17 protein-coding genes are annotated in these 18,750 nt (G+C 64.9%); 7 read left to right on the top strand and 10 right to left on the bottom strand.

All coding sequences use genetic code 11. The features are described 5' to 3' along the window. Window positions 1-187: 187 nt before the first annotated feature. From infB to F6X42_RS03195, 7 genes are all read right to left on the bottom strand, one after another. Entirely contained in the window at window positions 188-3,103 is a 2,916-nt protein-coding gene (gene infB, locus F6X42_RS03165; RefSeq protein WP_187632811.1) for a translation initiation factor IF-2, read from the bottom strand. 94 nt (window positions 3,104-3,197) lie between these two features. Next, window positions 3,198-4,673: a transcription termination factor NusA gene (gene nusA, locus F6X42_RS03170; protein WP_187632812.1), complete on the bottom strand. Its 1,476-nt coding sequence runs from the start codon at window positions 4,671-4,673 to the stop codon at window positions 3,198-3,200. Continuing rightward, entirely contained in the window at window positions 4,670-5,128 is a 459-nt protein-coding gene (gene rimP / locus F6X42_RS03175) for a ribosome maturation factor RimP (RefSeq protein WP_006052964.1), read from the bottom strand. The genes nusA and rimP overlap by 4 nt, the downstream gene beginning before the upstream one ends. Window positions 5,129-5,661: 533 nt before the next feature. Then, window positions 5,662-7,455, bottom strand: coding sequence for a 23S rRNA pseudouridine(2605) synthase RluB (gene rluB / locus F6X42_RS03180; RefSeq protein WP_187632813.1), 1,794 nt, complete (start codon window positions 7,453-7,455; stop codon window positions 5,662-5,664). 64 nt (window positions 7,456-7,519) lie between these two features. Beyond that, a complete protein-coding gene (gene scpB / locus F6X42_RS03185) occupies window positions 7,520-8,572 on the bottom strand; it encodes an SMC-Scp complex subunit ScpB (RefSeq protein ID WP_187632814.1) in 1,053 nt (350 codons plus the stop codon). Window positions 8,573-8,952: 380 nt separating this feature from the next. Next, window positions 8,953-10,173, bottom strand: coding sequence for a pyridoxal phosphate-dependent aminotransferase (locus F6X42_RS03190; RefSeq protein WP_187632815.1), 1,221 nt, complete (start codon window positions 10,171-10,173; stop codon window positions 8,953-8,955). Window positions 10,174-10,368: 195 nt separating this feature from the next. Continuing rightward, complete coding sequence (locus tag F6X42_RS03195; protein ID WP_187632816.1) at window positions 10,369-11,271, bottom strand: LysR family transcriptional regulator; 903 nt, start codon at window positions 11,269-11,271, stop codon at window positions 10,369-10,371. A 405-nt stretch (window positions 11,272-11,676) separates the two neighbouring features. Here F6X42_RS03195 and F6X42_RS03200 point away from each other — a divergent pair, with 405 nt between their 5' ends. Further along, window positions 11,677-12,078, top strand: a complete 402-nt coding sequence (locus F6X42_RS03200) for a transposase (protein WP_187632817.1) — start codon at window positions 11,677-11,679, stop codon at window positions 12,076-12,078. A 335-nt stretch (window positions 12,079-12,413) separates the two neighbouring features. Then, window positions 12,414-12,665: a hypothetical protein gene (locus F6X42_RS03205; RefSeq protein ID WP_187632818.1), complete on the top strand. Its 252-nt coding sequence runs from the start codon at window positions 12,414-12,416 to the stop codon at window positions 12,663-12,665. A 368-nt stretch (window positions 12,666-13,033) separates the two neighbouring features. On the opposite strand, the gene F6X42_RS03210 is transcribed toward F6X42_RS03205, so the two are convergent. Next, window positions 13,034-13,357: a hypothetical protein gene (locus F6X42_RS03210; protein ID WP_187632819.1), complete on the bottom strand. Its 324-nt coding sequence runs from the start codon at window positions 13,355-13,357 to the stop codon at window positions 13,034-13,036. A 265-nt stretch (window positions 13,358-13,622) separates the two neighbouring features. On the opposite strand from F6X42_RS03210, the gene F6X42_RS03215 reads away from it, so the two are divergent. From F6X42_RS03215 to F6X42_RS03225, 3 genes are all read left to right on the top strand, one after another. Continuing rightward, on the top strand, window positions 13,623-14,342 hold the full coding sequence (locus F6X42_RS03215) for a YdcF family protein (protein ID WP_376776308.1): 720 nt from the start codon (window positions 13,623-13,625) through the stop codon (window positions 14,340-14,342). A gap of 197 nt (window positions 14,343-14,539) precedes the next feature. Then, window positions 14,540-14,779 carry a hypothetical protein gene (locus tag F6X42_RS03220; RefSeq protein WP_187632820.1) on the top strand — a complete coding sequence of 80 codons (240 nt, stop codon included), beginning with the start codon at window positions 14,540-14,542 and terminating at the stop codon, window positions 14,777-14,779. A 233-nt stretch (window positions 14,780-15,012) separates the two neighbouring features. Beyond that, complete coding sequence (locus F6X42_RS03225) at window positions 15,013-15,270, top strand: DNA-binding protein (protein WP_187610404.1); 258 nt, start codon at window positions 15,013-15,015, stop codon at window positions 15,268-15,270. Window positions 15,271-15,350: 80 nt separating this feature from the next. Here the strand turns inward: F6X42_RS03225 and F6X42_RS03230 are convergent, their stop codons facing one another. Beyond that, the gene (locus tag F6X42_RS03230) at window positions 15,351-15,641 is read right to left on the bottom strand and encodes a putative quinol monooxygenase (protein WP_187632821.1); all 291 of its coding nucleotides are present in this window, start codon (window positions 15,639-15,641) and stop codon (window positions 15,351-15,353) included. Window positions 15,642-16,131: 490 nt separating this feature from the next. Here F6X42_RS03230 and F6X42_RS03235 point away from each other — a divergent pair, with 490 nt between their 5' ends. Then, on the top strand, window positions 16,132-17,451 hold the full coding sequence (locus tag F6X42_RS03235) for a sensor domain-containing phosphodiesterase (RefSeq protein ID WP_246529930.1): 1,320 nt from the start codon (window positions 16,132-16,134) through the stop codon (window positions 17,449-17,451). A gap of 12 nt (window positions 17,452-17,463) precedes the next feature. Here the strand turns inward: F6X42_RS03235 and arfB are convergent, their stop codons facing one another. Further along, window positions 17,464-17,868 carry an alternative ribosome rescue aminoacyl-tRNA hydrolase ArfB gene (arfB, locus tag F6X42_RS03240; RefSeq protein ID WP_187632822.1) on the bottom strand — a complete coding sequence of 135 codons (405 nt, stop codon included), beginning with the start codon at window positions 17,866-17,868 and terminating at the stop codon, window positions 17,464-17,466. 186 nt (window positions 17,869-18,054) lie between these two features. Between arfB and F6X42_RS03245 the strand changes: the two genes are divergently transcribed. Beyond that, on the top strand, window positions 18,055-18,696 hold the full coding sequence (locus F6X42_RS03245; protein WP_187632823.1) for a VC0807 family protein: 642 nt from the start codon (window positions 18,055-18,057) through the stop codon (window positions 18,694-18,696). Window positions 18,697-18,750 lie beyond the last annotated feature (54 nt).

Below are 18,750 nucleotides of genomic sequence, written 5' to 3' on the forward strand. Positions count from 1 at the left end.
TTGGATACGACGGCATCGCGATCGCCGCGGTCTGTGAGCGATACGTTGGCGCGATGGTCTCGCGTCATGAACCGATTCACGACGAACGCGGCATCGAAGCCAGCGACAAACTCGACGCAGCGGGCTCAAAAACAACGGGCGGAGCGGGCGTCAAGCCCGTTCCGCCCGTTGTGCCGTGCCGCGTGAATTACAGCGTACGCGCGACTTCGGTGACTTCGAAGACTTCGAACTGATCGCCTTCGACGATATCGTTGAAGTTCTTGATCGACATACCGCACTCGAAGCCCTGACGGACTTCCTTCACGTCGTCCTTGAAGCGCTTGAGCGAATCGAGCTCGCCCGTGAAGACGACGACGTGGTTGCGCAGCACGCGCACCGACGACGAGCGCTTGACGAAACCGTCCGTGACCATACAGCCGGCCACCGTGCCGACCTTCGGTACCTTGAAGACCTGGCGAACTTCGACCGTGCCCGTCACGACTTCGCGCTTCTCCGGCGCCAGCATGCCCGACATCGCTGCCTTCACTTCATCCACGGCGTCGTAGATGATGTTGTAGTAGCGGATATCGACGCCATTGGCTTCCGCGAGCTTGCGAGCCTGCGCATCCGCGCGGGTGTTGAAGCCGATGATGACCGCCTTCGACGCCGTCGCGAGATTGACGTCCGACTCGCTGATGCCGCCGACCGCGCCGTGCACGATCTGCACGCGGACTTCGTCGGTGGAGAGCTTCTGCAGCGACTGCACCAGCGCTTCCTGCGAACCCTGCATGTCGGCCTTGACGATGAGCGGCATGTACTGCACTTCGCCTTCGCCCATCTGCTCGAGCATGTTCTCGAGCTTCGCGGCCTGCTGCTTCGCGAGCTTGACGTCGCGGAACTTGCCCTGACGGAACAGTGCCACTTCACGCGCCTTGCGCTCGTCAGGCATCACAATCACTTCTTCGCCAGCCTGCGGCACTTCCGACAGACCCTGGATTTCGACCGGGATCGACGGGCCAGCGGACTTGGTCGGCTTGCCGGTTTCGTCGAGCATGGCACGCACGCGACCGTAGGCGCTGCCTGCCAGCACGACGTCGCCGCGATTCAGCGTACCCGACTGAACGAGGATCGTTGCGACCGGCCCCTTACCCTTGTCGAGCTTGGCTTCGATCACGAGACCCTTGGCCGGCGATTCGACCGGCGCCTTCAGCTCCAGCACTTCGGCCTGCAGCAGCACGTTTTCGAGCAGATCGTCGATGCCCGCACCGGTCTTCGCCGACACCGATACGAATGGCGAGTCGCCGCCGTACTCTTCCGGCACGACGCCTTCCGTGACGAGTTCCTGCTTCACGCGCTCCGGATTCGCTTCCGGCTTGTCGATCTTATTGATCGCGACGACGAGCGGCACGCCGCCGGCCTTCGCGTGGGAGATCGCTTCCTTCGTCTGCGGCATCACCCCGTCGTCGGCGGCCACCACCAGAATCACGATGTCGGTTGCCTTCGCACCGCGGGCACGCATTGCCGTGAAGGCTTCGTGACCCGGCGTGTCGAGGAACGTGATTACGCCGCGCGGCGTTTCGACGTGGTAAGCGCCGATGTGCTGCGTAATACCGCCCGCTTCGCCTGCCGCAACTTTCGCGCGACGAATGTAGTCGAGCAGCGAGGTCTTGCCATGGTCGACGTGGCCCATCACCGTGACGACCGGCGGACGCGGCAGCGCTTCCGCGTCGGTCGCTTCGCCTTCGACCAGCATCGCTTCCGGATCGTCCAGCTTCGCCGCGAGCGCGCGGTGGCCCAGTTCCTCGACGATGATCATCGCCGTTTCCTGGTCCAGCATCTGGTTGATCGTAACCATCTGGCCAAGCTTCATCATCACCTTGATGACTTCCGAAGCCTTCACCGCCATCTTGTGCGCGAGATCCGCGACCGTGATGGTTTCCGGCACATGCACTTCACGAACGATCGGCTCGGTCGGCGCCTGGAACGTGGTGCTCTGCTCCTGATGCTTGCCACGCCCCTTCGGACCGCCGCGCCAGCCACGATCGACGCCGCCGCTAGAGTCACCGCGCGTCTTGATGCCGCGGCGCTTTGCTGCGTCGTCCTGCCAGTTGCCGCCACCCTTGCCAGCGCCCGGCTTCTTCTTGTCGCCGGCGGACGGTGCGCTCGCGGGCGCCGGAGCCGCGGCTGCCGGCTTCCTGGCTGCCGGGCGCGCCGGCGCTTCGCCAGCCGGACGCGCCGGCTTGTGCAGCGTGCCCTTCGCTTCGGCCGCCTTGGCCGGCTCGGCAGGCTTTGGTGCCGGTTCCGGAGCCTTCACCTGCGCCTTGCGCGGCGTGTTCATCATTTCGCGAATCGCGCGCGCTTCGGCTTCGGCCGCGGCGCGGCGCTTCGCGATTTGTTCCTGTTCGGCACGCGCCTTTTCGGCGGCCAGACGCGCCGCGTCTTCCGCCTTCTTCGCGGCTTCGCGTTGCGCGGCGCGTTCCGCTGCCGCGCGCTCATCGTCCTGCTCGCTTGCCTTCGCGGCAACCGGTGCAGCAGCTTGCGCCGCCTGCCGGGCCTTCTCGCGAGCCGCCGCCTCGGCCGCTACGCGCTTCTTCGCTTCTTCTTCCGCGCGCTGACGCCCGGCTTCCGCAGCCTGCTCGCGCGCCTGACGCTCGGCCTCTTCGCGCTCGAGCTGTTCCTGACGTGCCTTCAGCTCCTGCGCCTGCTTTTCGAGCAGTTCGGCTTCGTGACGTGCTTCTTCCTCACGACGCTGCAGTTCGAGATCTTCTGCATCCGCGTTTTCGGCCACATGATTCGATGCATCCCCGCCTTCCGCGACGGTCTCGTCGCGGCGGACGAACGTGCGCTTCTTGCGCACCTCGACCTGAATGGTGCGAGCTTTGCCCGTCGCATCGGACTGCTTGATCTCCGACGTATGCCGGCGCGTCAGCGTGATCTTGCGCTTGTCGGCATCGTCCGAGCCATGCGACTTGCGCAAGTGATCGAGCAGACGCGCCTTGTCCGCCTCGGACAGGTTGTCGTCTTCGCTCGCTTTCTGGACGCCCGCTGCCTGCAGCTGCTCGAGCAGCACGCCAGCAGGCATTTTCAGTTCCGCGGCAAATTGGGCTACGTTGTTACTCGCCATTCATTCCTCTTAATGCAAGGACCGATTCCTTGCGGTTAGCATCGGGTCATGCGGCCTCGCGGCCGCGTTCAATTCAGTGCGCCATGGTCATTTCTCACTGGAACCAGTGTTCACGTGCTTTCATGATCAACGCCTTAGCGGCATCCTCTCCCATCCCAGTCATCTCGACCAGTTCATCCACGGCCAGCTCGGCGAGTTCGTCGCGCGTCTGGATCTGATGTTCGGCCAGTTTCGCGAGCAGGTCAGCGTCCATGCCGTCCAGGCTCTTCAGGTCGAGCGCCACGTTTTCGACCTTTTCTTCGTTCGCGATCGCCATCGTCAACAGCGCGTCGCGCGAGCGGTTGCGCAGTTCGTGAACGGTATCTTCGTCGAATGCCTCGATTTCGAGCATTTCGTTGAGCGGCACGTAGGCGATCTCTTCGAGGCTCGTGAAGCCTTCGTCGATCAGGATGTCGGCGACTTCCTCGTCGACATCGAGACGCGCCATGAACAGGTCGCGCAGGACGCCGCGCTCCTGATTCTGCTTCTGCGCAGATTCGTCCGGCGTCATGATGTTGATCTGCCAGCCGGTGAGCTCGCTGGCAAGCCGCACGTTCTGGCCGCTGCGACCGATCGCGACCGCGAGTTCGCTTTCGTCGACGACGACGTCCATCGAATGCTTTTCTTCATCGACGACGATCGACTGCACGGCTGCCGGCGCGAGCGCGCCGATCACGAACTGGGCGGGGTCTTCCGACCATAGCACGATGTCGACGTTTTCGCCACCAAGCTCGTTGCGCACGGCCTGCACGCGCGACCCGCGGATACCGACGCAGGTGCCGATCGGATCGATGCGCTTGTCATAAGCGACCACTCCGATCTTCGCGCGCACGCCCGGATCGCGAGCCGCCGCCTTGATCTCGAGCAGGCCCTGCTCGATTTCCGGCACTTCCATCTCGAACAGCTTCATCAGGAATTCCGGCGCCGTACGTGAAAGCTCGATCTGCGGACCACGCGCGGTGCGGTCGACCTTGGCGATATAGGCGCGCACGCGGTCGCCCACGCGCAGGTTTTCCTTCGGGATCAACTGGTCGCGGCGCAGAAGCGCTTCGACACGGCCCGATTCGACGATGAAGTTGCCCTTGTCGAGGCGCTTCACCGAGCCGGTCATGATGTGTTCGCCGCGCTCGAGGAAGTCGTTCAGGATCTGCTCGCGCTCGGCGTCGCGCACCTTCTGCAAGATCACCTGCTTGGCGGCCTGCGCACCGATACGGCCGAATTCGATCGACGGCACCGGCTCCTCGATGTACTCGTCGAGCTCGATACTGGATTGCTGCTCGCGTGCCTCGAACAACAGAATTTCCTGATCCGGCTCCTGCAGACCGGCTTCGTCCGGCACGACCTTCCAGCGGCGAAACGTTTCGTGTTCGCCGCTTTCACGGTCGATGTGGACGCGGATATCCGCATCTTCTTCGAAGAGTTTCTTGGAGGCCGAAGCGAGAGCCGCTTCGAGCGCGGCAAATACGACGTCCTTGTCGACGTTCTTCTCGCGTGCCAGCGCATCCACCAGCATCAACACTTCGCGACTCATTGTTTGCGGCTCCTAAAGTCAACTTTCGGAACAAGGCGCGCCTTGTCCATGTCCGCGAGCGTGAAATCGAGCATCGCGGCCCCTTCTTTTCCTTCAAATTCCAGACCGATCGTCTCGCCCTGCGGAGCATGCAAAATGCCCCGGTACGATTTCCGACCGTCCAATGGCTTTTTCAGTGTGATAACCGCTTCGCTGCCCGCGAAACGTTCAAAATCCGCCAGTTTTTTCAGCGGGCGATCGAGACCGGGCGACGATACTTCGAGCCGCTCGTAATCGATATTTTCGACCGTCAGAACGTGCTGGAGCTGACGCGTGACTTTCTCGCAGTCTTCGATTGCGATGCCGGCCGGCTGGTCGATATAGATACACAGCATGCCGCGCCCGGTGCGCTCGAGATCGACGAGCTCGTAGCCGAGTCCCACGACCGTGGTTTCAATCAGTTCCGTCAGTTGCACAGTGCCCTCTTAGATGTTCGCGCAGCGAGCCTCGCCTCTTCTGCAAACAACCAATGCGGGCCGCGCGCCAAGCCGGCGCACGTTGTTGCGAACCCGAGATGCCGAACCACGATGAACTGAGCGGCAAAAAAAAAATGGGCTGAACGCCCATCATCTTATTGCCGGTGGTCGCACCTGAGCCGCACATGAAATCGTACGCCCAGCGACTTCGCGATTGTAGCCATTTTTCGGCCCAAACGCAATTCACAGAACGCCGGGCGACGCGCATTTCCACTTGATTTGACAGGAATCTTTCGACCAGATGGCGGCAAATCCGGGATTATGCAAGGTCGCCCGAGCTGTCCGGAAAGGGAGCCGGCCGGGCTACGCCACCCCTTTCTGGCACGATAAACGGCTCGCCCAGCAGGCGTTCGGCATTGATGCCTCGCGATTGCTGAACGAGCCGTCTGAAGCGGCCGCTAGCCTGACAGGTCATGCGCACTACACGAAAGGGTATGGCCGTTCAACGCCCCCTTAAACGCCGTGCACCCCGCTTAACGGCCGCGCGAGCGACCGCGCGCTGTGCCGCCGCCACGATTCGCGCCGCCCTGACCCGCGTTGCCGCCGGCGCGATTGGCGTTGCCGCCACGATTGCCACCTGGCCCGCGATTGCCGCCGCTGTTGCCGGCCGCGCCGGCGCGCTTGCCGCCAGTGCGAGCACGGTTGCCGGTGGGCGAGGGCGCGCGATTGCCGTCGACGTCGCGGTCGCGCTGCCCCCCGGTGCCGCGATTGCCCGCGCCGCCGCCGAAACCGCTGCCGCTCCCCATGCCCGCGCCAAAGCCGCCGCCCGCCGCGCCACGACGGCCCTGTCCGCGCGGCTGCTGCTCGAAGCGGCTGTGCGACATCAGCACCGGCTCGCGGTTGATGAAGCCCATCGACGTCTGCATCGGATCCGGCTGACGACGCTCCGGCGCCGCATTGCGGCTGCCGCGCTCTTCGGCCGGCGCCTTCAGCCCGACCGAGGCCATCAGCGCGCGCACCTCATTGTCCTCGAGCTCTTCCCAGCGGCCGCGCTTCAGACCACGCGGCAGCGAGATCGAGCCGTGGCGTGTGCGGATCAACCGGCTGACCATCAGGCCCGCCGCTTCGAACATACGGCGCACTTCGCGATTCCGCCCTTCGGCGAGAGCGACGTGGTACCAGTGATTAGTGCCTTCGCCGCCGCCGTCGCGGATGCGCAGGAAATTTGCCGGACCGTCTTCGAGTTCGACGCCGTGCAGCAGCTTCTGGCGCATGCCCTCGGCGAGTTCGCCGACGACGCGCACCGCGTATTCGCGCTCTACGCTATAACGCGGGTGCATGAAGCGGTTCGCGAGATCACCCGAGGTGGTCAACATCAGCAGACCTTCGGTGTTGAAGTCGAGACGGCCAACCGCGACCCACTTGGCGGTTTTCATCGGCGGCAGCTTGTCGAACACCGACGGACGGCCTTCGGGGTCCGCGTGGCTGACGATTTCGCCGGTCGGTTTGTGGTACAGCAGCACGCGCGGCGGCTTGCCGGCGAGCTTGCGTTTGACCGGCTTGCCGTTGATGCGGACCTGGTCGGTCGGCATGATGCGCTGGCCGATGTGCGCCGGTTCGCCGTTCACCGACACGCGGCCGGCGATGATCAGCTCTTCCATGTCGCGGCGCGAGCCCATGCCCGCCTCGGCGAGCACCTTGTGCAGCTTCGGCGCGTCGTCGTCGGGCGACAGCACGCGCTTCGGGCCCGCTGCCTTGCCACGGCGCAGCATCGGCGCGCGCACGCCGCCAGTCGCGCTGTTGTCGGCATCGAACGCGGGCGACGTCACGTACGAGAACAGATCGTCCTGAGTTGGCTCAGCGGCCGCGGCCGCAACGGCGCCGCGACGGTTCTGGCGCTGGCCCTCGCGTTGGCCTTCACGCTGGCCTTCGCGCGACTGACCTTCACGCTGGCCTTCACGTGACGCACCTTCACGCTTTGCACCGCTGGCATTACGACGCCCGCCCTGCTTCGCGCCCGCGTCCTTGCGCGGCGTGCGCACCTGCGCAACGATCTCGCCGTCCGGCGGTGTTTCGGCGGCGACCGGCGCGCCTTGCGCGGGTGCACCCTCGGCTGCCTTCGTCTTCGCGCCGGCGCGGCGTCGTGCGATCAGGCTGCGCGGCCCGCGACGCAGACCGCGGCGCGGACGCTCTTCGCCGTCTGCTTCCGCGCCGTGAGCCGGGCGCTCGCCCTCGCCTGCCGACGCTTGCGTAGTGCGTTCGTCGGTCCGCGCCGACGGCTCGGGGCGCCCGGATTCGGACGAATCGGTGTCGTGGGTATGTGTCAAAACAACCTCAAAATGTCAGATCGCACGCGCCCGTTGCGGGCGCGGCAAGAAAAGTTCGGTTACGTCAGGCGCTGCGCGACTCGGTTTCGTCGTCGGTCAGAAAACCTGCGTCCTGCGCGGCATCGCGTCGATCCTCGGGATCGTCGTGCGCCGCCTCGACCGGGTTCGGCTCGGCGGCGTGCTCCGTATTGCGAGATACGCCCGAGTCGTGCGCGGGTGTTGCCGGATCGGTCTGTGCGGCCGGATCGTGATGCTGTGCTGAGCCGGTGACGCTGGACTGCGCTGCCGTGGATGCCGCTTCGGCCTGTTGTTGCGTGTCGTGCGGCGCGCCCGACCCGTCTGACACATTCGACGCATTCGCCGTGCCGGCCTGCCCGGCCGCTTCCGCGTGGCGCTCCGGCTCGAACGTCGACTCGGCTACCGTCTCGTTCGGCTCTGCTTCGAATTCCGACGCGGCGTGCTGCACCGCTTCCGGTGAAGCTGGCTCGGCAGCCTCACCCGCCGCGTCCTGCCCAACTTCCTGCCCCGCCTGCTGCACGTTTTGCGCGTCGCCCTCGGCAAACTCGATCGCGTGCTGACCCAGCAGGTCCGCGTTCAGCTGCGCGGACGGATCGGCAAGCGGCGGCAGCTCGTCGAGCGCAGTCAGGCCGAGGTCGTCGAGAAACTGGCGCGTAGTCGCATACAGCGCCGGACGCCCAGGCACGTCGCGATGACCGATCACCTCGATCCAGCCGCGATCCTCGAGCTGCTTGACGATCTGCGTATTCACCGTCACACCGCGAATTTCTTCGATATCGCCTCGTGTCACCGGTTGCCGGTAGGCAATGATCGCGAGCGTTTCGAGCACCGCGCGAGAGTATTTCGGCGGTTTTTCCGGATGCAGCCGATCCAGATACGAACGCATCGCGGGCTTGCTTTGAAACCGCCAGCCCGACGCCAGCCCGACCAGCTCCACACCGCGCCCAGACCAGTCCCGCCTCAGGTCTTCGAGCAAGGTCCGAACAGTGTCTGCCGACACGCCGTCGGCAAAGAGCTTGCGCAGTTCGCCGAGCTTTAACGGCTCCTGCGCGCAGATCAAGGCAGTCTCGAGGACGATCTTCGCCTCTTGGGTATTCATGCAGCTAGGTCAGACCCTGTGGTCAAAGAACCGGATCAAACAGACGATGTGGAACTGAAGACGCGCTCGCCCGATTCTGATCGGTCATATTGATGGGAGCACGCACCGGGGGGCGGCGAACAGACTTATTTATCGAGCCAGACCCAGCCGGACGGAGCGGCGATATTCCTGAAAAGGAATCGCGTGACTGAGCGCCATATTACGCAAAAACGATCGGGGCGTAAAGCCGCGATCCCCCGCGCATCGTCTGCCGCGGCGTCGACGGGTGTGCCCGCGCCCGCCCGGGCCGAATCGCCAGAAAGAAGATTTCCAACGATTCGCGGCTTTTTGCCCCTCGAGGCGCGTAACGCACACTGCGGCCGGTACGTCAGACCGTGTATTCAGGCGCCGGCTTGGCGCGCCAGAAAGCGCGTCAAGCGCTCGACGCCGGCATCGAGTCGCGCCGAATCGCACGCATAGCACCAGCGCACGAACCCCTCGCCTTGCGGCCCGAACGCGCTGCCCGGCGCCACGCCGAGCCCGACCTCGCGCACCATCGCTTTGCACAAATCGAGACTGCGCGTCGAGTCCGGCATCGAGAAGAACAGATACATCGCCCCCAGCGGAGCCTTCACATCGATACCGGGCACCGCCGACAGCGCGCGCACCAGATGATCGCGTGAAGTCCTCAGGTCGCGCACCAGCTCCTGCGTAAAACGCTCGCCCTGCTCCAGCGCCGCCATGCCCGCCTGCTGCACGAACGACGGCGCGCACGACGTGTTGTACTCGACCAGCTTCGCGAGGTCATCCATCAACGCGGTCGGCGCGACGATCCAGCCGAGCCGCCACCCGGTCATCAGCCAGGCTTTCGAAAACGAATTCACGCAGATCACGCGTTCGTCGCGCGTCGCGAGGTCGAGAAACGACGGCGCAGTCTGCGCGCTGGCCGCGACGGCGGCGCCATCGTCGGGATAGTAGAGCCGCTCGTAGACCTCATCCGCGACGATCCAGATGCCGTGACGCCGGCAGTGTTCCAGCACGGTACGCTGGTCGTCGCGATCCATCACCCAGCCGGTCGGATTGTTCGGCGAGTTGATCATCAGCATCCTGGTGTCGGGTGTCAGCGCAGCCAGCAATTTCCCGACGTCGAGCTGCCAGCCGCGTTCGCCGTAGCCAAGCGCGACCGTTTCGACGTGCGCGCCAAGAATCTTCGGAATCTCGACCAGATTCGGCCATAGCGGCGTCACCGCGACGACCCGGTCGCCGGCGCCGACCACCAGCTGCGCGGCGAGCATCAGCGCGTTGACGCCCGCGCTAGTCACCGCGATGTGCTCCGGCGACGTCGCGCCGTGCAACTCGCTGACGTAGCCGGCGAGTGCCGCGCGCAACGGCGCGATGCCAAGATTGTGCGTGTAAAACGTCGCGCCGGCGGCGAGCGCGGCGCTCGCGGCGTCGCGGATGAATGCGGGTGTCACGCGGTCGGACTCGCCGAACCAGAACGGCAGCACGTCGTCGACACCGAAACCGGCGTTCGCGACTTCACGGATTTGCGATGGACGCAGCGCGCGCACGGCATCGCGCGCATTCGGGATGGAGGGCACGGGCAGGTCCAATTCGCTCATCGACCTTTGGGTGGGTGAAGGGTAAGAAGCTCGGGGCGCAACCGCGAAGGCATGCGCGATGAAGCCGGTAGTGTAGCGCGCCGGGCGACAGGACAGCGGTGAAGCGAGCGACGAACGGCGAGCGCGAGGCGGGTCGCGCCTGCCGTCAATCCAACGGACGCACCGGCCGCGCGCGAACCCACCGATCGCGCCCCGTTAACTCAGCTCCTCGGCCCGCCCCGGCAACTGCCGGATCAGATTCCACACCGCCTCGGCCGCGGGCGAAAGCGACCGGTCGCGCCGCCGCACCAGCTCGACGCGCCGTTCCGCGCGCGGCACCAGCGGACGGGCGACCAGCGACGCCCCCGCCGGCAGCGGCAGCGCGAGCCATGGCAGCACGCTGATTCCGACGCCCGCCTCGACGAGCCCGAACACGGTCGCCGAATGGCCGAGTTCCTGAACCACGGTGGCGTTCACGCCCTGCGCCTGCATCACAGCGTCGATGAGCGGGCGGCTGCCGGACGCATAATCGAGCATCACGAGCTGCTCACCGTCGAGGTCCTTCCACGTGACCTGCTTGCGCGCGGCGAGCCGGTGATCGTCACGCGACACGATGCAGAACGAGTCGGTCATCAGCGTTTCGCTGAGCAGATCGTCGTCGGAGAACGGGCCGATGATCACGCCGAAGTCCACCTCACCCGACTTCACCTTGCGCACCACGTCGCTTTGCACGTCGTCGCGCAGGCCAAGCGTCACATAAGGAAACTGCTGCACGCACGACGCGACGACACGCGGCATCAGCCGGCACGCGACGGTCGGGCTCGCCGCGACCACCACGCGTCCGCGGCGTTGCTCACCGATTTCGCGGATCTCGCGCAACGCATCGTCCAGATCCGACAGCAGCCGCGACACGCTCGAGACGAGGTTGCCGCCGACGTCAGTCAATTGCACTTCGCGCGTCGTGCGATCGATGAGCTTCAGCCCGATTTCGCTTTCGAGCTCGCGCACGCAGCGACTGATTGCCGACTGCGTCAGGCCGATTTGATCGCCGGCGCGGCTGAAGCTTTGCAGGCGCGCCACCTCGATGAAAACCCTGAGCTGCCGCAGCGTCACATTCATTTACGAACCTCATCAATAGTGCATTTTGATGCGCATTGTACGGCCGATCCCATGCGGCATCGCGCTTCGCAGCCGGTCGCTGCAATGCAGCAAAAAGGCGCGAGCGCACGCCCGATGGGCCTCTCTGCACAGGATTGGTGATTGTCCCGATTTGCGAGATGGGTTTTTTGGATTCTCATACGGCCCTGGTTGGCGCCCGCGTTGGCCCGCCGCCACGGGGCTTTCAGGCAATCGGTATCACATTGGCACAGTTCGTGCGTTATGAGACGCACAGGGCGGGCGCCATGATTTCCGACTGAAAGGCTACCCGTGGCCAGCCCGTCCCCTTTGGCACTCGCCTATCGAGTGTATGAAGAGTGCGCGGCGCGGGGCAGCGCACCGGAGTTAGCTTCGCTGAGGTGAAACATGATGCTGTTCGACGATTTGAAAGACAACGAGTGGGCGCTGGTCGAGGCTTTGTTCTGTGCCGAGCCGGCGCGCAGCGAACGGCGCGGTCGGCCACGCGTGGAAGCTCGGGCGGTAGTCAACGCAGTGCTTTGGGTGTTGTCGACGGGCGAGGGCTGGTCCAAGCTGCCGGGCCGCTATCCGTCCCCGCCGACGTGCCGTCGGCGCTTCGACGAGTGGCAGACCGATGGCACGCTCGCTGAAATTGTGAAGCGGCTTGGCACCAGCGGCCGCGAGATTTCGCTGCGCGGCAGGATCGGCGCTACGGCTGCGAAACCGCCGGCACCGCCGAGCCGCGACCGTCTGCGCGGCGCGTTCTGGACCAATCCGGAATCGTGGCGCGCGCCGGCCAAGATGGCCTGACGCGAAATTACGTTGTCACCGGGCGCCTACGGCGCCCGGTTTTTTATCGATGCGATTCATTCGCAATTTTGTGCATGCTCGCGCCCGGCCAGCGTTTGACGGTCGCCGCGAGACGCTGCCCCTTCTCTGTCCAGCGCGCCCGTTTCGGCGCTCTTCCTTGCGCATGACCGCCACAGCGGTCGGTCCCGCTGCCTCAGACTCCCAAACCGCCCGATAGCTCCGGGTGAAACAACCATTTACTATTAATTACAGCGCGCTTTCGTCCCCCGACATACCTTAATAGTTATGCAAACAGGCCTTGAGTCGACGGGCTTGAGGTTGAGGGGGATTTCGGAATGAAACCAATGTCACTGCTGTTGTGCGGCATTGTGATTTCATCGATGGCCGCGCCGGCATTTGCGCAACAACGCCCGCAAGGGTGGAACTGGCGCCCGGACCGTCAAGCCACGCTGGAGGCGTGGCAGCAAAGCGAAGCGCACAATCGCGACTTCACGCCGCCGACGCCGCGTGGCGACCTGCGCGGCGACATCGCCAGCAATGTGCGCGCACGGCCCGATGCGACGCGCGAGGTTCAGCGGCGGCGTTGAGGTCGTGGGTTGTCGCTCGAATGGCATGTCGTGCGAGGCGGTGTTCGGTCTGTCGCATTGAGCATGCACGATTGGGGAACCACCGGACCCGACACCGGTCTGACTCAACGCCATTAGCACAGCGTGGCAGTAGTAATTCCGGTATGCCCGTATCTTCGTGATACGGGCCTTTTTTTTCGTCCAAGGCGTTGATGCGTGGAAGGCGCGCAACGACATCGGCCGGCGTGCGAATCGCGTCGACGTTTCGTCAATGAGGAAGCCGAGATTCGCCCCGGACGCGCACAGCGACCGTCAGCGGAACAGACGGCCCGCCGAGGGCGGTGACAGGCCCGAGCGGACAGTGATTCAGATAAGCGATGAACCTTGAGCTAAGACCTGACTTCAGCTGTCGCGGCGGACCGCGGTTCGGCCGCGCCGAGAACATAATCGTTCATGCGTTGCGCTGTCCATGTGAGCAGACGCTCGTCGTGCTCGAGCCGCGCGAACTCTGCTTTGCCGCGCTCGGTGAGTACGGCGATGTCGACGGGGGCATGAAAGCCAGGCGCCGGTGCGACGGTTCGCTGCCGAACGGTGTCCATCAGCCCCAGCGCGCGAAGATATTGGAAGACACTTGGCCTTCTGGCCCAGGGAACCTGACGATATTGCGCTCGCCGCAGCGCTTCAAGTACCGCTTCGTTGGAATACGTGATCATCTCACTTCTTTCTTAAAGTGCAGCTATGACACATTCGTGCCCACGCGTCACTGCGCCACCGGCGACGCGTGTAGCACCCGCCCCTGGTCAGAAACTCGCCGCCCGTCGGACAGCGGATTTCTGCCAGGAGCTGCCTGGTCTGGATTTCGGAACCCCCGTCAGAACGGCATGTTAGCGTTCTCTCCATGAACCGGCGATGCGACCGCCGCGGCGCGATGGCAAGCCCGTGGATTTGTCCCGAAAGACATACGTTACCCCATTTAAATTGATTCTATTCACTTTATTAGCGCTTTTTTTTGCAGCAATCGTGCTATGGAAACGTGCCCGCCGTCCGCTCATCGTCTGCATGATCGCGCTGTTCTGGCTGCTCGCGGCCGGCTGGCTGAGCGCGCCACTGCTCGACCTCGCGCAGCCGCAACGACAGAGCGCCGCGTCCGCTACTTTCGCGCCACGCACCGCGATCATCCTGCTCGGCGGCGGCACGATCTACGACGACGACCACGTGCTGGTGCCACCGCGCGACGTGCTTTCGCGCATCGAGCTCAGCGCGCGGAACTATGCGGCCTGCAAGCGCACGGCGAGCACGTGCCGGGTTATCGTCAGCGGCGGCAATCCACAGCGACATAGCGCGACGGAAGCCGACACCTACCTGCCCTATCTGCTGCGCCTGCAGGTGGCGCGCTCGGACATCGTGCTCGAGAAAAACAGCCGCACGACCTACGAGAACGCGCGCAACGTGTCGGCCATTGTGGGCCAATCACATTACGACACGTTGATACTCGTCACGTCCGCGTATCACATGCCGCGTGCGCTGCTCGACTTTCAGTGCTTCGGCATCGAGCCGCAGCCGCAGATTTCCAGCGCGCGGCGCGTGCGGCTCGGCGTGCTGCCGCGCTTCGATAACCTCGTGGCCGCTGAGATCGCGCTGCATGAACTGGCCGGCCTCGCGCAATTTCACCTGTATCGCGCGATCGGATGGTTCTGACAAACGACGTAGGCCGATCCATGCTCCGCGCGTTGAGGACGTCGCGATTTATCTAACCGCGCGGATTGATACAAAACGTAACAAATGTTGCGCGGTTACAAAGCCATCGGCTGGAGCAGAATTTGCTCGATAGAATGCATTGTCTCTCCCACTGGACAGGCAATACTCGGGCCCACCACCACTCTACGGAGGTAACGATGAAGAAAGTGTCCCTGGCGATCCTGGTTTCCCTGTGTGCCGCAGCCGGCGCGGCCTACGCCCAGGACAACGGCATCACGACGAGCACCGATCCGGCTAAGGCCGCGGACATCGAACAGCGTGCGCAAGATTTGCAAAGCCGCGAGCAATCGATGGGAAGCGCCCCCGCCGCGCCGGCCAAGCATCACAAGATGGCTCCCCATCATCACAAGAAGGGTGCCGACACTTCGGGCACCTGAGCGACTTCGCGGATCTCGCCTCGCGGCCCCGTCGTGAAGGTGAAAAAGCCGAAGCTGGCAGCGCCGGTTTCGGCTTTTTTATTGCGTGATCCGCTCGATGTCGACTGACCAGTTCGAACCCGCACCGACTTGCTAAAGCCGCCTGCGCTCTGCTTTCTGTATGCTACAGTCGCGCACCGACCGGCAAGCTGCCGGCATCCCCTAACCCGTGCGCACCTGGTGCGGAGGACAGCATGAGCAACATCCAGCTTGATATCGAATGGACCGAAGCAGCATCACGCAAGATCGAAAAACTGATGCCGCGTGGTGGTCAGGAAGCGTACCTCGCGTTGCCGCCCGTCGAATGCCTGCCGATGGAAGGCGACGTGCTGTTTCTCGGCCCGGCTGACAAGCAGCAGCCGTTCATCGTCGCGGAGCGCCAGTATCACCATGACGGCGACGCCGACTGGACCATCATCCTGATTCTCGATGTCCCGCAAGCGACCCACTGATCGCTGACGGCGCGCCGGCAACCCGCGGGCCGCCGCACCTCGTCAGCGTGTCCGCGCGCTCCTGGCGCCCGCGCCCGAACTCAGGCGATCTTCGACACCACGCGAATCTCCGCGTGCTCGATCCAGTCCGCGGCGGCCTTCTTATAAGCCTGGATATGCTCGGATTTCGCATGCGCCGCGAGCGCATCCTGGCTTTCCCAACGCTCGACGAACACGAACCGGCGCGGCTCCTGCACGTCGCGGTGCAGGTCGTACTGCAGCACACCTTGTTCGTTGCGCGTCGGTCCGACGATGCCTTCGAGCGCCTCGCGCAACAACTCCTCATGTCCCGGCTTCGCCACCGAAATTGCGACCACCGCGATTTCCGCCATGCCTGATCTCCTGTTTTTGCGAAAATCAGCAGCATACCCGCGGATCGCTGGACCTGCCGGCGAGCCCGCCGGCCAGCATCGCGACGCACGAATCCCGCCTGCGCCCGCCATGCCGCATCGGCGCCTGGAGTTTGGCGGGCGACCGCTGGGCGCCCTGCTACGCTCGGCTTGGTACGGCGACTCATTGCGATTGAGAATCGGTTTCGCGCGTGGCAAGCGCGCGAAACGCTCCGGCGCATTTCCGCAACGCGTTGCCGCACGGTTGCAGCGAGCCGGTTTGCGGACCATTGTGTTTGTGATAACCCGCACATTGTGGCGCGCTGCAAACTGCTAGACTGATTTTGACCGATTCGCCGGAGTCCAGCGTGGCGGGTACCGCCCTCCGTGTTCGCGGGACGCATTCGTTGCGTCCCCTCGACACTTCGGGTGTGCGAGCGCTGCGCGCCGAATGGGTGTGCGTGCCCCTTCACCCCCTTGCCGCAAGAATCCCATGTCAGCTCTCATGCCCGCTTCCATGCCATCCGTCAGCGAATTGACCGTGAGCGGCCTGCTCCCGCACCTGGTCCGCGGCGAATCAGGCTGGACCGCGACCTGGCGCGCGTTGACGTTGCACAGCGCGTTCCAGCCGGTGCTGTCGGTCACGCATCAGTGCGTGGTCGGCTACGAGGGGCTGTTGCGCGCGTTCGATCCGGTCGGCCTGCCCGTGTCGCCCGAAGTGCTGTTCTCCGGCACGCGCTCGGCCGCCGAAGCGCGCGAGCTCGACCGCATCGCCCGTTGCCTGCATGTCGCGAATTTCATGGAGCAAGGCATCAGCACCGGGTGGCTGTTTCTCAACACGCGCCCGCAAGTGTTCGAAACCGGCTGGCCGCAGCGTGCGTTCATCGACGAACTGTCCGCGCATTTCGGGCTGCCGCAGGAGCGCATCGTGATCGAAGTGCTCGAGCAGCCCGCCGACGATGAATCCGCCGTCGCGAGCATGCTCGCCGCGTCACAGCCGCGCGACTTCCTGATCGCGATCGACGACTTCGGCACCGGCTTCTCGAACTTCGACCGCGTGTGGCGCTTCCGCCCCGACATCGTCAAGCTCGACCGCTCGCTCGTCGCGCGCGCGAGCAAGCGCGAGGGCGACGAATCGATGATCGGCCATCTGATCGCGATGCTGCATCAGTCGGGCACGCTCGTGCTCGCCGAAGGCGTCGAAACCGACGAAGAGCTGATGATGCTGATGGAGGCCGACGTCGATTTCGTGCAGGGCTTCTGGTTCGGTCAGCCGAAGAGCAGCGTGCAAGCCGCCTGCACGAATGTGCCGGGCCTCGTCGGGTCGATCTGGGACAAGTTCGCCGACTACGAGCGCGCGCACGCCGGCCACCAGCGGCTCGGTTTGGAGGGCTTCGCTGAAGCGGTGCTCGCCGCCGCCGACATCTGCAAGGCGACCGGCGACCTCGAACAGGCTGCGCAAAAGGTCTGGCACCTGCCCGAAGCGCGCCGCGTGTTTCTGACGGACGATCAGGGCGAGCAGACCCAGCCCTCGGTGACGGCGGCAACCGTGCCCCCTCCACCGAAGCGGCTCGCGCCGCTCTATACGGAGACGCGCAGCAACTGGTCGCGTCGTGCGTATTTCCGGCACGCGCTCGCGGCGCCGGGCCGCGTCGCGATGATGGGACCGCACTACTCGCTCGCCGATGGCCAGGACTGCTACACCGCCGCGATCGCGTTCGAGCGCGACGGCACGCACGTGCTGTGCGTCGACTTCGTGCCGGAGGCCTCGCCGCCGGATGCGCGCACCGGCAGACGCGGCGCCAAGCGATAGCGGCCCGCGCCGCTAGTCGTGCACGCGGCCGCGCCCCGACTTGAGCTCGCCGCGCTTCGCCTTGCTGTCGAGCCGCCGAAGGTTCGACGCGCGTGTCGGCCGCGTCGCGACCCGCGGCTTGCGGGTCACGCTGACGCTTTCGATCAGCTCATCCAGCCGCGCGAGCGCCGCCGCTCGGTTCATCTCCTGGGTCCGATGCTCCTGCGCCTTGATGATCACGACGCCGTCGCGCGTGAGCCGGTGGTCGGACAGCGCGAGCAGACGCATCTTCAGCACTTCCGGCAGCGACGAAGCGCGCACGTCGAAACGCAGATGAATCGCGCTCGACACCTTGTTGACGTTCTGACCACCCGCCCCCTGCGCACGCACTGCGGTCAATTCGATTTCGTTGAGCGGGATCGGGTAGCGGGATGTCATGGGTGGAAGGCGAGGAAGATGCGTCAGTGTACAAGCGCTCAGCGCGAGATGCCCGCTGGGTCGGCACGCTGCGCCGCGCCCGGCAACGCTCGGCGCCGCCGCTTCGCGAACGCTACGGAAAAAACCATTTGCGTCGGCGCCACCGGTTCATCGATACTGGCACTTTCGCTTACGGCGTAAATTCATATGAAAATCCGTCCCGGTTTCGTGCTCGAACTGGCCGTCAACTTTCTGCTGCCGTGGCTTGCCTACCGGCTCGCGTTACCGCGTGTCGGCGAAACCGGCGCGCTGATCGCGTCCGCCGTGCCGCCGGTGGTGTGGAGCGCAATCGAGCTCGCCCGCTTCCGGCGCGTCGATGCGCTCAGCGTCATGGTGGTAGTGGGCATCGTGCTGTCGGTCGCGGCCATGGCGCTCGGCGGCAGTCCGCGCATGCTGCTGTTGCGCGAGTCGCTCGTGTCCGGCGCGGTCGGCGTGGTGTTCCTGCTGTCGCTGCCGATGCGTCGTCCGCTGATCTTCTACCTCGCGCACGCAACGGTCGCGCGCGAAATGGAAGGCGGCGCCGCGCATTTCGAGGCGCTGTGGCGCGAACGCCCGGGTCTGCCCACCGCGATGCGAACGATGACGCTCGTGTGGGGCGTCGGCCTGAGCGCCGAAACCGCGCTGCGCGCATGGATGGCGCTGACGTGGCCGATCGAACGCTTCCTCGTCGTGTCGCCCTTTATCGGCTACGGCATTTACGCGGGACTCGCGCTGTGGACGCTGTGGTATCGCAAGACGATGCGCAGCCGCGTCGACGCCGTCGAGCGGGCGAGCGGCATCGCCGGTTGAGCGCCGCTCGCGCAACCAGCCCCCACTCCGGCTATGCTGCCCGCTGTCGCGCGA

This window comes from Paraburkholderia podalyriae (assembly GCF_014397785.1).
Classification (GTDB): Bacteria; Pseudomonadota; Gammaproteobacteria; order Burkholderiales; family Burkholderiaceae; genus Paraburkholderia; species Paraburkholderia podalyriae.

Bases quoted from the DNA above. Each gene is read 5' to 3' on its own strand.
- F6X42_RS03205 (WP_187632818.1), top strand. From the start codon at position 12,414: ATGAAACCAATGTCACTGCTGTTGTGCGGCATTGTGATTTCATCGATG.
- F6X42_RS03225 (WP_187610404.1), top strand. From the start codon at position 15,013: ATGAGCAACATCCAGCTTGATATCGAATGGACCGAAGCAGCATCACGC.
- F6X42_RS03235 (WP_246529930.1), top strand. From the start codon at position 16,132: ATGTCAGCTCTCATGCCCGCTTCCATGCCATCCGTCAGCGAATTGACC.
- F6X42_RS03195 (WP_187632816.1), bottom strand. From the start codon at position 11,271: ATGAATGTGACGCTGCGGCAGCTCAGGGTTTTCATCGAGGTGGCGCGC.
- F6X42_RS03245 (WP_187632823.1), top strand. From the start codon at position 18,055: ATGAAAATCCGTCCCGGTTTCGTGCTCGAACTGGCCGTCAACTTTCTG.
- scpB (WP_187632814.1), bottom strand. From the start codon at position 8,572: ATGAATACCCAAGAGGCGAAGATCGTCCTCGAGACTGCCTTGATCTGC.
- F6X42_RS03220 (WP_187632820.1), top strand. From the start codon at position 14,540: ATGAAGAAAGTGTCCCTGGCGATCCTGGTTTCCCTGTGTGCCGCAGCC.
- F6X42_RS03230 (WP_187632821.1), bottom strand. From the start codon at position 15,641: ATGGCGGAAATCGCGGTGGTCGCAATTTCGGTGGCGAAGCCGGGACAT.
- F6X42_RS03190 (WP_187632815.1), bottom strand. From the start codon at position 10,173: ATGAGCGAATTGGACCTGCCCGTGCCCTCCATCCCGAATGCGCGCGAT.
- nusA (WP_187632812.1), bottom strand. From the start codon at position 4,673: ATGAGTCGCGAAGTGTTGATGCTGGTGGATGCGCTGGCACGCGAGAAG.
- F6X42_RS03210 (WP_187632819.1), bottom strand. From the start codon at position 13,357: ATGATCACGTATTCCAACGAAGCGGTACTTGAAGCGCTGCGGCGAGCG.
- arfB (WP_187632822.1), bottom strand. From the start codon at position 17,868: ATGACATCCCGCTACCCGATCCCGCTCAACGAAATCGAATTGACCGCA.
- F6X42_RS03200 (WP_187632817.1), top strand. From the start codon at position 11,677: ATGATGCTGTTCGACGATTTGAAAGACAACGAGTGGGCGCTGGTCGAG.
- infB (WP_187632811.1), bottom strand. From the start codon at position 3,103: ATGGCGAGTAACAACGTAGCCCAATTTGCCGCGGAACTGAAAATGCCT.